Source organism: Sphingomonas sp. JUb134 (assembly GCF_004341505.2).
Lineage (GTDB): Bacteria > Pseudomonadota > Alphaproteobacteria > Sphingomonadales > Sphingomonadaceae > Sphingomonas.
Window position 1 is genome coordinate 1441944 of record NZ_SLYP02000001.1, and the last position, 12188, is coordinate 1454131.

Sequence of the window (12188 nt, forward strand, 5' to 3'; positions counted from 1 at the left end):
CGAAATCCGTTAGCGGCAGCGACGCGGGCTGTCCGCACGGTCGATCGCACGACCGGCGACCGCGCCGACTGCACCACCCAGCACCGTGCCGAGCAGGCGGTCTCCGCGACCCGCAACCTGGTTGCCGAGCAGGCCGCCTGCGACCGCGCCGATCACCGTGCCGCCGTCGCCATTGTCGCAGCGACGATAGTTGCGGTTGTTGTAGTAGCGGCGGTCATTGCCGCGATAGCTGCGGCGATCGTACCCGCGGTCATAGCGGCGGTCGTAGCCACGGTCGTAGCCGCGATCATAGTGGCGATCACCGTAATAGTGGCGGCTCTGCGCGACCGCCGGAGCGGTGGGAACCAGCGCGGTGAAGCCCATGGCGAGGGCGGCGCCTGCGAGAGAAAGCTGCTTGAACATCGGTCGTCTCCCAACTCGAACTTTTCCGTCAGCGGCGGGATTGCCCGTCGTCGATGAAGCCCTTTTGGCCGAGTCGCCTTGAGCCGAGCCTGAATGCGCTCGTTATCGGAGGTTCATGCGCGAAACGGCTGTCGCGATGCCGAATCGCCGCTTAAGGCCGATGCATGCGTATCGCTTCCGTGGTGCTCCTGACGCTGGCGCTCGTGCCGAGTTGGACCGGCACCATTCCCCGCCAGATCCTGGGCAAGCACCCGACCGTGACGGCGCGGCAAGTGCCGCTGCGGGCGGGCGACCCGCAGGATCGCCGGGTGGGAGCGCTCACCTATCTGGGCGGCGTCCAGCTCACCAGCCGCGACCGCGCCTTCGGCGGCTTCTCCGCGCTTCGCGTCGAGGGAGATCGGTTCACGCTCCTCAGCGATTTCGGGTCGGTCGTTCGCTTCCGCATGGGCGCCGACTGGCAGGTCACGGAGCCGGAGTTCCTGTCGCTCCCCGGCGGCCCCGGCACCGGCTGGGAAAAGCGCGACCGCGACAGCGAATCGCTTGCGGTGGATCCGGCGACGGGACGCCTGTGGGTAGGCTTCGAGCGCGCGAACGCGATCTGGCGCTACTCCGCCGATTTTCGCGCCGCGGAGCGACACGTCCGCCCAAGGGCGATGGCCAAGTGGCCCAACGCCAGCGGGCCGGAAGCGATGGTGCGCCTGCGATCCGGCGCGTTTCTGGTGTTCAGCGAAGGTGCCCGCAACCGGAAGCGGCGGGAGATCGGCTTTGACGCGATCCGATTCGCAGGCGACCCGACGGTGCACCCGGACCGCGGCTTTCACTTCCGCTACCTGCCGCCCAAGGACTATGCGCCCACGGACGTGGTGGAGCTCGCCGACGGACGGCTGCTCATGCTGCATCGTGCGGCATCGCTGCGAAAAGGATTCACCGCCATCCTCTCCGTCATCGAACCGGAGGCGATTCGGCCGGGTGCGGTGGTGCAGGGGCGGGAGATCGCCCGGCTCGCGGACGACGTGATTCACGACAATTACGAGGCGCTGGCCGTCACGCATGAAAAAGACGCGACCATCCTGTGGCTCGCGTCCGACGACAACCAGATGTGGATCGAGCAGTCGCTGCTCTTGAAGTTCCGGCTGGACCTTCCGCCCGCAGGCGGAAGGTAGCAGGATCAGGCCGCCCGTCCGCCCGAAGGGGACAGGCAGCTAAATCAGGCCGCCGCCTCGGTGGTGGTGGCGACCTTCTTGGCGATCTCGCGCTTCAGGCGACGAACGCGCAGCGACAGGTCGGTGTCGCGGGTCTTGAGCAGCCAGTTGTCCAGGCCGCCGACATGCTCGACCGAGCGCAGGCCGTGCGTCGACACGCGCAGCTTCACGCCGCGCTCCAGCGCGTCCGAAAGAAGCGTCACGTTCTGCAGGTTCGGCAGAAAGGTACGCTTGGTCTTGTTGTTGGCGTGGGAAACGTTGTTACCCACCTGCCGGCCCTTGCCGGTCAGCTCGCAAATGCGCGACATGCGTTGGTTCCTGGTTACGGCAATGGTCGGGGCAACTGCCCCGGGAAAGTCGGCGCTAGTAACGGCAGAGGCGCGCCGCGTCAACCGCGCCACCGCGGACTGACGTTGCGCAGCGTGCAACCGCCCGCCGCCTGCGCGCGTTATTCCGGCAGCGAATCCTTTTGGCAACCGGGGAATCCTTTCATGCGCGCGATCCTCTTCATCCTCGGCCTCGTCGTCCTGCTGCTGATCGGCGCGATGATGCTTGGCCTGGTCAGCATCGACATGGTCCGTCCCGCCGCCGTCCAGGCGCCCAAGTTCGAAGCGGACGTGGGCCGCGTCGACGTCGGGACCGAGAACCGCACCGTGCAGGTGCCGACCCTCGACATCCAGCGCGCCGACAACACCCAGGCGGCGCAGTAACCGCCACGCCACGGCCGGGGTGTCTCGCACCCTGGCCGCTGGCGTAAGGCTTCCCGGCGGGCCATGACGCGGCCATGGCCTTTCCGCTTCCCGAACCCATGCGCCTGGCGCTCGACGCGGCGCGCGCTGCTGCGGTTGCGGGCGAGGTGCCGGTGGGCGCCGCGCTGCTCCAGAACGGGCGCGTGCTCGCGGTCGCCGGCAACGCGCCGCGCACGCTCTGCGACCCGACCGCGCACGCCGAGATGCGGGTGATTCGCGCCGCCGCCGCCGCGCTCGGGCGCGAGCGGCTGGAGGATTGCGACCTGTGGGTGACGCTGGAGCCCTGCGCGATGTGCGCCGGCGCGATCGCCCATGCCCGGATCGCCCGGGTCTATTACGCCGCATCCGATCCGAAAGGCGGGGCCGTGGAGCATGGTCCGCGCTTCTTCGCGCAACCGACCTGCCACCACCGGCCCGAAATCTATCCGGGCATCGGCGAGCGCGAAGGCGCGGCGCTGCTGCGCGATTTCTTTGCGGACCGGCGGTAGCAGCGCGGCTGAGCCCAGGATCTGCACGCCCACCGCGATGTCGGCAAAGGCCGGCACAGCAAAACGCCCGCCGAAACTCGACGGGCGCTTCGCAATTACCGTGCTCCTGCCTCCGCAGGAGCGCTGGCTGGGGACAGAACCCGGCCCGCCTTAGCGGACCTCGTCCTGGTTGATCGGCACGATCTTGATCTCGACGCGCCGATTCGCGGCGCGGCCGGCGTCGGTGTCGTTGCTGGCGATCGGCTGGGTCTCGCCAAAGCCGCGGGTGCCGATTCGCGCGCTCTGCACGCCGTGGGTCGTCAGATAGCCGGCCACGGCCGAGGCGCGGCGCTCCGACAGCGTCTGGTTGTACGCGTCCGACCCGTTCGAATCGGTGTGGCCGTACACGTCGATATAGGTCTGGTTGTACTGCGACAGCACGTCGGCGACCTGGTCCAGCGTCGGCTGGAACTGCGGCTGCACGGTGGCGCTGTCATAGGCGAAGGTGATGCCGGACGGCATGTTCAGCAGCAGGTCGTCGCCCTGACGGACCACCTGCACGTCGGTGCCGGCGGTGCGCTGGCGCAGCTCGCGCTCCTGCCGGTCCATGTAGTTGCCGATCGCAGCCCCTGCGATGCCGCCCAGGCCCGCGCCGACGATCTTTTCGGTGCGGTCGTTGTGTCCGCCCACCAGGTCGCCCAGCAGATAGCCGCCGAGCACACCGCCGACGCCGCCGATCGCTGCCTTCGAAATCGTGCGCTGGCCGGTTTCCGGGTCCGTCACGCACGCGCTGGTCAGCGTCATCGTGCCCAGCGCGCCTGCCAACATCAGCTTCGACACACTCCGCATCATGCTCCTCCGTCTGCAATTTCGTGATTTGATCTTGTTTCGGTGAACACCGACCCGGACAGGATTGTTCCGCACGCGATTTGAACGCTGCCTGACCAAAAGCCTGAGGATGCGGTTGTCGGGGCCGCACCATTGCGGCTAAGCGTGGGGCAGAACAATGACCCAGTTCACCCCATTTCCGTGGATCGACGTCGCGATCATTCTCGCGCTGGTCCTCCTGAACGGCGTCTTCGCCATGTCCGAACTCGCGATCGTGTCCGCACGGCCCGCCCGGCTGGAGGCGCTGGCCCGCGCCGGCGGCAGGGGAGCGGCCACCGCGATGCGGCTGGCGAGCGATCCGGGCAAGTTCCTGTCCACCGTGCAGATCGGCATCACCCTGATCGGCATCGTCGCGGGTGCCTATTCGGGCGCGAGCCTCGGTGGTCCGGTGGGCGAGCGGCTGAGCGCTTGGCTCGGCCTCGCGCCGGAGACCGGCGAGACGGCGGGCTTCGCGATCGTGATCGGGCTCACCACCTATGCCTCGCTGGTGATCGGCGAACTGGTGCCCAAGCAGTTCGCGCTTCGCTCGCCCGAGCCGATCGCCGCCATCGTTGCGTTGCCGATGCATTACCTGTCGAAGCTGACCGCGCCGCTGGTCTGGCTGCTCGACACGACGACCGGCCTCGTCTTCCGGCTGCTGCGCCTCGATCGCGAGACGGAGAACCGCGTCACCGCCGAGGAACTGCAACTGCTGGTGGCCGAGGCGACCAAGTCCGGCGTGATCGAGGAGCATGAGCGCTCGATCATCTCCGGCGTGGTGCGGCTGGCGGACCGGCCGGTGCGGGAGATCATGACGCCGCGAACCGACGTCGATTGGCTCGACCTGGACCTGGAGCCGGAGAAGCTGCGCGCCGCCCTTGCCGATACGCCGCACACCCGCTTGCCCGTCGCCGAAGGCTCGATCGACAAGGTCGTGGGCGTGGTGCAGGCGCGCGATATCGTTGCGGCGACCATGCGCGGCGAGGCGCTGGACCTGCGCCGCCTGATGCATGTCGCCCCGGTGCTGCCCGATCAGGTCGATGCAATGGACGCGCTCACGGCGCTGCGCGGTGCCGATGTGCCGATGGGCCTGGTCCACGACGAATACGGCCATTTCGAAGGGCTGGTGACGCCTGCCGACCTGCTCAAGGCGATCGCCGGCGAGTTCGCATCCGACGCCGAGCCGGGCGACACGCCTAACGTCATCGCGCGGGAGGATGGCACCCTGCTGGTTTCCGGCCAGCTCTCGGCCGACGCGCTGGCCGAGCGGCTGGGGATCGAGCTGCCCGAGGATCGTGACTATGCGACGGTCGCGGGTCTCGCCCTTGCGATCCTCAAGCACCTGCCCGAGGAGGGCGAGCACTTCCTCGAGCAGGGCTGGCGGTTCGAGATCGTCGACATGGACGGGCGCAAGATCGACAAGCTGCTGGTGTCCGCCGCGGCCTGACCCGCGGCGGCTTCAAGAGTTCAGCCGAGCTTCCCGAACTTCGCTTCATAGCCGGCGCGGTCGCCTGCTGCGAGCAGGCGCGCCTGCTCGACCCAGCGGTCGCGCGCCATCCGGCCCTGGAAGGTGCCGAGCGACGCATCGATCCGGTCGGCCTCGGCCGGGCTGAGCGCAGCCAGGTCGGCGATGCTCGTGATCCCCATCTCGGCGAGCTGCGCGGCCACCTTAGGGCCCAGGCCCTTCAGCGTGGTGAGGTCGCTTGCTGCGTTAGCAGGGACGGGTGCGGGTGCCGGGGCGGGGCTGGCAGGCGGCGCGCTCGGTGCAGCTGCGGCCGGGGGCTCGGCAGGTGCCGGCGGTGCCGCGGACGCGATCGGCTCGGCGGGTGCCGGCGCGGTCGCGGGAGCGGCGTGCTGCGGTTCCTGCACAGGCTGCGGCGCGGGGGCGGGGAGGTCGGTCGGCTCCACCGGCGCTCGGCGCTCGGCTGCGATGGCCGCGCCCGGTGCGTCCGGATCGGCGACCGCCGCCCCAGGTTCCTCGCGGCGACTGTGTCCGATCGCTTCCAGCTCGCGCTCGGCGGCGCGGCGCTTGGCGCGAAGCCGCATTCCCCACAGGATCGCGATGACGATGATCGCCGCAAAGACCGCGATCACCACCAGATGGGTGACGGTGATGGGCATCATCTGGTCCGCCGCCCCTACGACGGTCTGGCGGGATTGTTCGGCTTCTTCCATGTGTACGCCTCCGGCCGGCCAAACCGCGGCCGGAGGCAGAACATAGCGGCGCAGCCGCCATCCTCAAGGCGTTGAGGTGCTTAGCCTTCTTCGCGCGCGATTTCGCGCCAGCCGATGTCGCGCCGGCAGAAGCCGTCGGCAAAGGCGATGCGGTCGACGGCGCGGTAGGCCGCGGCCTGTGCCTCGCGGACGCTGCGGCCGGTCGCGGTGACCGTCAGCACGCGGCCGCCCGACGCGACCAGCGCCTCGCCCTCGCGGCGAGTGCCGGCCTGGAACACGCGGGCGCCATGCGCCTCGGCCGTGTCGATGCCCGTGATGGTGCCGCCGGCCGCCGGTGTGCCCGGATAGCCGCGCGCCGCCACGACGACGGTGAGCGCGGGGTCGTCGGAAAAGCGCACCTTGTGCCCTGCCAGCCGGCCCTCGGCGGTCGCCAGCATGATCTCCAGCAGGTCGCTTTCCAGCCGCATCATCAGCACCTGGCACTCGGGATCGCCGAAGCGGGCGTTGTACTCGATCAGCTTGGGGCCGAGCGGCGTCAGCATCAGCCCGGCATAGAGGACGCCGCTGTAGGGCATGCCTTCCTCGGCCAGCTTCTCGATGGTGGGGCGCACGATCGTGTCGATCGCCAGCTGCTCCAGCTCCGGCGTCAGCACCCGTGCGGGGCTATAGGCGCCCATGCCGCCGGTGTTCGGGCCCACGTCGCCGTCGCCGACGCGCTTGTGGTCCTGCGCCGATCCGAAAGGCAGGTAGCTGGTGCCGTCCGTCAGGACGAACAGGCTGGCTTCCTCACCGGTCAGGAACTCCTCGATCACCGCCTCCGCGCCGGGGCCATCGAACAGCGCGACCAGCGCCGCGTCTGCCTCCTCCGGCGAGCTGGCGATGGTCACGCCCTTGCCGGCAGCCAGGCCATCCGCCTTGATGACGACCGGCAGCCCGAAGGTGCCGAGCGCGTTGCGAGCGGCTTCGAGCGAAGTCACCCGGACATAGCCCGCGGTCGGGATGTTCGCGCGCTGGCACAGGTCCTTGGTGAAACCCTTGGAGCCTTCCAGCTGTGCCGCCGCCGCAGATGGCCCGAACACGGCGATGCCGGCCTCGCGCAGCCGGTCCGAAAGCCCTTCGACCAGCGGCTGCTCGGGCCCAACCACCACGAAGCGTATGTCGTGCTCGCGGCAGAAGGCGAGCAGCGCCGCCTGATCGGTGGCGGCGATCGGCACGCATTCGGCATACTCGGCAATGCCGGGGTTGCCTGGCGCGGCATAGAGCCTATCGAGGAGCGGAGATTGTGCGAGCCGCCATGCGAGCGCGTGTTCGCGCCCCCCCGAGCCCACCAGCAGGACGTTCATGCCCGATCCTTTTTCCGGCTTTTCATCGGGGCGGCTCGTAGCCGAGCCCATCCCCGGCGACAACGCCGCACCCGTCAGCGTCAGCGAACTTGCCGGCCGGCTGAAGCGCATGGTCGAGGGCGAGTTCGGCCATGTCCGCCTGCGCGGCGAGATTTCGGGCTACAAGCGTGCCGCCTCCGGCCACGTCTATCTGTGCCTGAAGGACGAGAGTGCGGTCATCGACGGCGTGATCTGGCGCGGTGCCGCCGCCGCGCTCCCGTTTCAGGCGCAGGACGGCATCGAGGTCGTCGCGACCGGCAAGCTCACCACCTATCCTGGTCGCTCCAAATACCAGATCGTGATCGATCGCATGGAGCTGGCGGGCGAGGGCGCGCTGATGGCGCTGCTCGAAAAGCTCAAGGCCAAGCTCGGCGCCGAGGGGTTGTTCGATGCCGCCCGCAAGAAGCCGCTGCCCTTCCTGCCGCGCGTGATCGGCGTCGTCACCTCGCCCACGGGTGCGGTGATCCGCGACATCCTCCACCGGCTGGAGGACCGCTGCCCCAGCCATGTCATCGTCTGGCCCGTCCAGGTGCAGGGGGAGGGTGCCGCCCAGCAGGTCGCAGCGGCGGTACGCGGTTTCGACGCGATCGAGCCCGGCGGCCCGGTGCCGCGTCCCGACCTGCTGATCGTCGCGCGCGGTGGCGGTTCGATCGAGGATTTGTGGGCGTTCAACGAGGAAGCCGTGGTGCGCGCGGTCGCGGACTGCTCGATTCCGGTGATCTCGGCGGTGGGGCATGAGACCGACACGAGTCTGTGCGACAATGCCGCCGACCTGCGCGCGCCGACCCCGACTGCGGCGGCGGAGCTTGCGGTGCCGGTGCTCGCCGACCTGCGCCACACCGTCCAGAGCCACGCGATGCGCACCGAGCGTTGCGTCCGCCGCTATCATCAGCGCGGGGAGGAGCGGCTGGCAGCGCTCGTCCGCGTGCTGCCGCGGCGCGACGCGCTGCTCGGGCCGCAGCGTCAGCGGGTCGACGATCTCGCGCAGCGGCTGGGCCTGGGGCTGGAGCGGCGGCTGGGCCAGGCGCGGCGCACACTCGACCGCCAGTCGGCGGTGCTGCGGCCCGCGATGCTGGACCGCCAGCTCGATCGCAGCCGCCAGCATCTCGCCTCTGTCGGCCGGCTGCTGGAAAGCGTGAACCCGGACAACCTCCTCAAGCGCGGCTATGTCCGCGTCGAGGCGCGCGGCACCGGCAAGACCATCGACTCCGCCGCCGCCGCCCGTGCTGCGGGCGGCCTGAAGCTCCACTTCCGCGATGGCGTGGTGGACGCACGGGTTGAGCGCGCCGGGGGCAAGCCCTATTCTTCGGACAAGCCCGAGCAGCCGAGCCTGCTCTGATGCCTCTATGGATTACCGGATGTTGATGTCGAACAGCTCGCGCCAGGCGCGCCTCCACTATCTCTCGGGCGGGTTCCGCGTCCTGTCGCCGGGAGACCACGTCGTCTGCGCCCGCACCGGTGAGAAGATCCCGCTCGAGGAGCTTCATTACTGGAGCGCCGAGCGGCAAGAAGCCTATGCCACTGCGGAGGCCGCAACCGCGGCGATGCGTCCGGCGTGAGGCTGCGCGCAGGCGCGACACTCGCAGCGGGGCTGATGGCGGCGCTGCCCGGCTGCGCCGTCGTGCCGGAAGCGGCCGGCCGGGCCCAGCCGGTTCAGGCGCCGCCCGCGGCCGTGGCGGTCGCGCCTGCGCCCGCGCCGCGGCCGGCGGCCCCTGCGCCGTTCCGGTACGAGGGGCAGCGCATTCAGGGCGGCATGCTGGTCGGCACCGCGCCGGCAGGGGTGACGTCGCTCACGTTCGACGGCGAGCCGATCGTACTCGCACCGGACAGCCGCTTCCTGATCGCCTTCGATCGCGACGCGGGGCCCACCGCCCGGCTCGTCGCGCGCTTCGCAGACGGACGCGAACAGGTCGAGACGCTCAGCGTCGCCCCGCGCGCCTGGCAGATCGAGCGGTTGCCGACGCTTCCCAAGGTCAGCCAGCCGAGCGCCGAGTTCCAGCGTCGCCGCCCGCCCGAACTCGCCCAGATCGCCGCCGCCCGCAAGCAGGAGACCGGTGCGCAAGGCTGGTCGCAACGCTTCCAGTGGCCGGCGACCGGCCGGATCTCTGGCCGGTTCGGGTCGCAGCGCATCTATGCGGGCGAGCCCGGCAGCTACCATTCGGGGGTCGACGTGGCCAAGCCCACCGGCGCCCCGGTGACGGCGCCGGCAGACGGCGTGGTGATCCTGGCGGCCGATTCGCCCTTTACCCTGGAGGGCAATCTGCTGATGCTCGACCACGGCATGGGGCTCAGCAGCGCATTTCTTCACCTCTCGCGGATCGACGTCCGGCCCGGGCAGCGCATCCGCCAGGGCGAGGTGATCGGCGCGGTCGGCAGCACGGGCCGCGCGACCGGCCCGCATCTCCACTGGGGCATGGTCTGGAAGGGGCGTCGGCTCGACCCGATGCTGATCGCGGGGCCGATGCCCGGCTGACGCGGAACTGCCACTGCGATCGGCCATTGAACTGGCAACAAACAAGGGGAACGACGATGAAGACGCACCTGGCCCTGCTCGCCGCGACCGGTCTGATGGCTGCCTGCACGCAGACCGCTCCCGTCGACAGCAGCGCAGCGCCTGCCGCCCCGCGCGTCGCGACCGCGATGCTGCGCACCGCCGCCAATGCGCCGGCGGGTACCGCCACGGCGACGGAGGTGCCGGGTGGCGTCCGCATCGCCCTCAGCGTCAACGGGCTGCCCCAGGGGCCGCACGGCGCCCATGTCCACACCACCGGCCGTTGCGATGCGCCGGACTTCACGACGGCGGGCGGCCACTGGAACCCGACCGCCCGGCAGCACGGCACGAAGAACCCAGCCGGGCCGCACGCGGGCGACATGCCCAACCTGCTGGTCGGCACCGACGGCACCGGCTCGATCGAATTCACGCTGCCGGGCGGCACCTTCGACGGCCTGCTCGATGCCGATGGCTCGGCGTTCATGGTGCATGCGAGCGCGGACGACCTGATGACCGATCCTTCGGGCAACAGCGGCGGCCGAATCGCCTGCGGCGTGTTCAACCCCGCCTGACGACGGGCTTGGCGGCGTGAGCGGTTGGACGCTCGGTATCATCGGCGGTTCCGGCCTCTACGCGGTCGCAGGGGTGGAAGAGGGACGGTGGGAGACGGTGGAAACGCCGTGGGGCTCGCCGTCCGACGCTTGCTACGTCGGGCGGATGGGGCATGTCCGCGTGGTGTTCCTGCCGCGCCACGGCCGCGGGCACCGCATCCCGCCCTCCGACCTCAACGCCCGCGCCAACATCGATGCGCTGAAGCGCCTGGGCGTGACGGACGTGCTGGCGATCTCCTCGGTGGGATCGCTCGTGGAGGATCGGCCGCCCGGCAGCTTCACCATGGTCGACCAGTTCATCGACCGCACCCGCGGGCGGCCGTCGAGCTTCTTCGGCCCGGGTCTGGTGGCGCATGTCTCGATGGCAGACCCGGTGTGCCCGCGCCTGTCGGCGCTCGCCGCCGACGCCGCCCGCGCGGCCGGTGCCGCGGTGTCGCCGACCGGCACCTATCTGGCGATGGAAGGTCCGCAGTTCTCGACCCGTGCGGAGAGCCGACTCTACCGCAGTTGGGGTTGCGAGGTGATCGGCATGACGGCGATGCCCGAGGCCAAGCTCGCGCGCGAGGCGGAGCTGCCCTACGCGCTGGTCGGCATGGTCACGGACTATGACTGCTGGCGCGAAGGGGAGGCGGTGGACACTGCCGAGATCCTCGCGCAGCTCGACGCCAATGCATCGAAGGCGCGGGCGCTCGTGCAGCATCTGGTCACGGCTCTGCCGGAGGAGCGACCAGCGTCTCCGATCGATACCTGCCTCGACTCGGCCTTGATGACCGCGCCGTCGATGCGGGATCCTGCGCTGGTGGCGCGGCTGGACGCGGTGGCAGGCAGGGCGCTGCGCCGCACGTAATGCTACGTGCTCCGGCGAAGGCCGGGGCCCAGTTGGGAAGGTGCCAGAGGGGCGCGCAAACGCCCGAAGCGCATCGCAACTGGACCTCGGCCTTCGCCGGTGTACGAGGACTTTCTGCCGTAGAAGCCTAACCGTCCAGCCGCTTGCTGAGAAAGAACCGCCGGCTGCCGCGCGGGTGGTCTTCCAGCGTCCCGAACACGCGGAACCCCAGCTTCTCGTAGAAGCCGCGGGCCTGGAAGGCGAAGGTGTCCAGCCACAGGCCGCAACAGCCGCGCGCCCGGGCGATCCGTTCCGCTTCGGCGATCAGTGCGCTCCCGGTCCCTTGGCCGCGCCACGCCTCCGGGACCGCCAGATACTCGACAAACAGCCAGTCATAGCCGCTGCGACCCCACAGGCCGCCCACGCTGTTGCCCTCTTCATCGTGCAACAGGATCGCCACGGGTTCGGCCTTCGCCGGTCCTGCCATCTGCTCGTTGTAGGCGCGCAGCGGCGCAAGCACCGCCTCGCGATCTTCGGGGCTCGGCTGTTCGGGGATGTGAAGGCGGAACGTCATGGTGCGCTTGTAGCGCGTCCGGGCAGCAGTGTCCCGGCTTGGCGGCAGGCGGTCCGGCCGGCCATCGAACCAAAAAAGAGGATGCTCGTGGGGGAGAGCAGGCGCTGGTGGCAGCTCGATCCCCCACGCTGCACCCGCCGTCATGCCGGTTTACCGGCGGCTCCGCTCCCAGTGATTATTATCGTTCGGCGGCTGCAGTGCCATGCGCATAGCAGAACGGCGGACAAAAAAAAGGGCCGACCCGAGGGCCGGCCTTGAAAGGTTTAGGAGAGGATGCCTGAAAGGCACGTCCTTTGTGCGCCGCAGCACGGCTTTGCGCAATTGCGAAGGTTTATTGGTGCAGTTGCAGTTCTTGCAACATCGGCGTGCGCGTAAATTCCGCACCTCTGCAGGGGAATTAGGCAGCCGCCCTGCAAGCTGCTCATTCCGCGGGCAAAGGAGC

Annotated in this window: 15 protein-coding genes; 9 read left to right on the forward strand and 6 right to left on the reverse strand. The window is 69.7% G+C overall.

The genetic code is table 11. From position 1 onward, the window contains the following. Positions 1–9: 9 nt before the first annotated feature. Entirely contained in the window at positions 10–402 is a 393-nt protein-coding gene (locus tag EDF69_RS06815) for a glycine zipper 2TM domain-containing protein (protein ID WP_132883191.1), read from the reverse strand. Between the two features lie 164 nt (positions 403–566). Between EDF69_RS06815 and EDF69_RS06820 the strand changes: the two genes are divergently transcribed. Beyond that, entirely contained in the window at positions 567–1565 is a 999-nt protein-coding gene (locus EDF69_RS06820) for an esterase-like activity of phytase family protein (protein WP_132883192.1), read from the forward strand. A 44-nt stretch (positions 1566–1609) separates the two neighbouring features. Here EDF69_RS06820 and rpmB read toward each other — a convergent pair whose 3' ends face one another. Then, positions 1610–1912: a 50S ribosomal protein L28 gene (gene rpmB / locus EDF69_RS06825; RefSeq protein WP_132883193.1), complete on the reverse strand. Its 303-nt coding sequence runs from the start codon at positions 1910–1912 to the stop codon at positions 1610–1612. Positions 1913–2095: 183 nt separating this feature from the next. On the opposite strand from rpmB, the gene EDF69_RS06830 reads away from it, so the two are divergent. Continuing rightward, on the forward strand, positions 2096–2314 hold the full coding sequence (locus EDF69_RS06830; protein WP_125962000.1) for a hypothetical protein: 219 nt from the start codon (positions 2096–2098) through the stop codon (positions 2312–2314). Positions 2315–2412: 98 nt separating this feature from the next. Next, positions 2413–2841, forward strand: a complete 429-nt coding sequence (locus EDF69_RS06835) for a nucleoside deaminase (RefSeq protein ID WP_132883282.1) — start codon at positions 2413–2415, stop codon at positions 2839–2841. 150 nt (positions 2842–2991) lie between these two features. Here EDF69_RS06835 and EDF69_RS06840 read toward each other — a convergent pair whose 3' ends face one another. Beyond that, positions 2992–3669, reverse strand: coding sequence for an OmpA family protein (locus EDF69_RS06840; RefSeq protein ID WP_125962028.1), 678 nt, complete (start codon positions 3667–3669; stop codon positions 2992–2994). A gap of 157 nt (positions 3670–3826) precedes the next feature. Here EDF69_RS06840 and EDF69_RS06845 point away from each other — a divergent pair, with 157 nt between their 5' ends. Then, positions 3827–5134 carry a hemolysin family protein gene (locus EDF69_RS06845; RefSeq protein ID WP_132883194.1) on the forward strand — a complete coding sequence of 436 codons (1308 nt, stop codon included), beginning with the start codon at positions 3827–3829 and terminating at the stop codon, positions 5132–5134. A gap of 20 nt (positions 5135–5154) precedes the next feature. Here EDF69_RS06845 and EDF69_RS06850 read toward each other — a convergent pair whose 3' ends face one another. Both EDF69_RS06850 and purD read right to left on the reverse strand, forming a co-directional pair. Further along, entirely contained in the window at positions 5155–5862 is a 708-nt protein-coding gene (locus EDF69_RS06850) for a helix-hairpin-helix domain-containing protein (RefSeq protein WP_132883195.1), read from the reverse strand. Between the two features lie 80 nt (positions 5863–5942). Continuing rightward, positions 5943–7205, reverse strand: coding sequence for a phosphoribosylamine--glycine ligase (purD, locus tag EDF69_RS06855; protein ID WP_132883196.1), 1263 nt, complete (start codon positions 7203–7205; stop codon positions 5943–5945). On the opposite strand from purD, the gene xseA reads away from it, so the two are divergent. From xseA to mtnP, 5 genes are read left to right on the forward strand one after another with little or no spacing between them, the layout of a single operon-like run. After that, on the forward strand, positions 7204–8583 hold the full coding sequence (gene xseA, locus EDF69_RS06860; RefSeq protein WP_132883197.1) for an exodeoxyribonuclease VII large subunit: 1380 nt from the start codon (positions 7204–7206) through the stop codon (positions 8581–8583). The genes purD and xseA overlap by 2 nt on opposite strands. Positions 8584–8602: 19 nt before the next feature. Next, a complete protein-coding gene (locus tag EDF69_RS06865) occupies positions 8603–8803 on the forward strand; it encodes a DUF2093 domain-containing protein (protein ID WP_125962004.1) in 201 nt (66 codons plus the stop codon). A 35-nt stretch (positions 8804–8838) separates the two neighbouring features. After that, complete coding sequence (locus EDF69_RS06870) at positions 8839–9717, forward strand: M23 family metallopeptidase (RefSeq protein ID WP_132883283.1); 879 nt, start codon at positions 8839–8841, stop codon at positions 9715–9717. Positions 9718–9773: 56 nt separating this feature from the next. Then, positions 9774–10307 (forward strand): superoxide dismutase family protein, encoded by a 534-nt coding sequence (locus tag EDF69_RS06875; protein ID WP_132883198.1) that lies wholly within the window; start codon positions 9774–9776, stop codon positions 10305–10307. Positions 10308–10323: 16 nt separating this feature from the next. Then, on the forward strand, positions 10324–11193 hold the full coding sequence (gene mtnP / locus EDF69_RS06880) for an S-methyl-5'-thioadenosine phosphorylase (RefSeq protein WP_132883199.1): 870 nt from the start codon (positions 10324–10326) through the stop codon (positions 11191–11193). Between the two features lie 127 nt (positions 11194–11320). Here mtnP and EDF69_RS06885 read toward each other — a convergent pair whose 3' ends face one another. After that, entirely contained in the window at positions 11321–11746 is a 426-nt protein-coding gene (locus tag EDF69_RS06885) for a GNAT family N-acetyltransferase (RefSeq protein WP_132883200.1), read from the reverse strand. Positions 11747–12188: the final 442 nt, after the last annotated feature.

What these genes read in the sequence shown, in the direction of transcription:
- EDF69_RS06815 (WP_132883191.1), bottom strand. Translation starts at nt 402, where the DNA reads ATGTTCAAGCAGCTTTCTCTCGCAGGCGCCGCCCTCGCCATGGGCTTC.
- EDF69_RS06820 (WP_132883192.1), top strand. Translation starts at nt 567, where the DNA reads ATGCGTATCGCTTCCGTGGTGCTCCTGACGCTGGCGCTCGTGCCGAGT.
- rpmB (WP_132883193.1), bottom strand. Translation starts at nt 1,912, where the DNA reads ATGTCGCGCATTTGCGAGCTGACCGGCAAGGGCCGGCAGGTGGGTAAC.
- EDF69_RS06830 (WP_125962000.1), top strand. Translation starts at nt 2,096, where the DNA reads ATGCGCGCGATCCTCTTCATCCTCGGCCTCGTCGTCCTGCTGCTGATC.
- EDF69_RS06835 (WP_132883282.1), top strand. Translation starts at nt 2,413, where the DNA reads ATGCGCCTGGCGCTCGACGCGGCGCGCGCTGCTGCGGTTGCGGGCGAG.
- EDF69_RS06840 (WP_125962028.1), bottom strand. Translation starts at nt 3,669, where the DNA reads ATGCGGAGTGTGTCGAAGCTGATGTTGGCAGGCGCGCTGGGCACGATG.
- EDF69_RS06845 (WP_132883194.1), top strand. Translation starts at nt 3,827, where the DNA reads ATGACCCAGTTCACCCCATTTCCGTGGATCGACGTCGCGATCATTCTC.
- EDF69_RS06850 (WP_132883195.1), bottom strand. Translation starts at nt 5,862, where the DNA reads ATGGAAGAAGCCGAACAATCCCGCCAGACCGTCGTAGGGGCGGCGGAC.
- xseA (WP_132883197.1), top strand. Translation starts at nt 7,204, where the DNA reads ATGCCCGATCCTTTTTCCGGCTTTTCATCGGGGCGGCTCGTAGCCGAG.
- purD (WP_132883196.1), bottom strand. Translation starts at nt 7,205, where the DNA reads ATGAACGTCCTGCTGGTGGGCTCGGGGGGGCGCGAACACGCGCTCGCA.
- EDF69_RS06865 (WP_125962004.1), top strand. Translation starts at nt 8,603, where the DNA reads ATGTTGATGTCGAACAGCTCGCGCCAGGCGCGCCTCCACTATCTCTCG.
- EDF69_RS06870 (WP_132883283.1), top strand. Translation starts at nt 8,839, where the DNA reads ATGGCGGCGCTGCCCGGCTGCGCCGTCGTGCCGGAAGCGGCCGGCCGG.
- EDF69_RS06875 (WP_132883198.1), top strand. Translation starts at nt 9,774, where the DNA reads ATGAAGACGCACCTGGCCCTGCTCGCCGCGACCGGTCTGATGGCTGCC.
- EDF69_RS06885 (WP_132883200.1), bottom strand. Translation starts at nt 11,746, where the DNA reads ATGACGTTCCGCCTTCACATCCCCGAACAGCCGAGCCCCGAAGATCGC.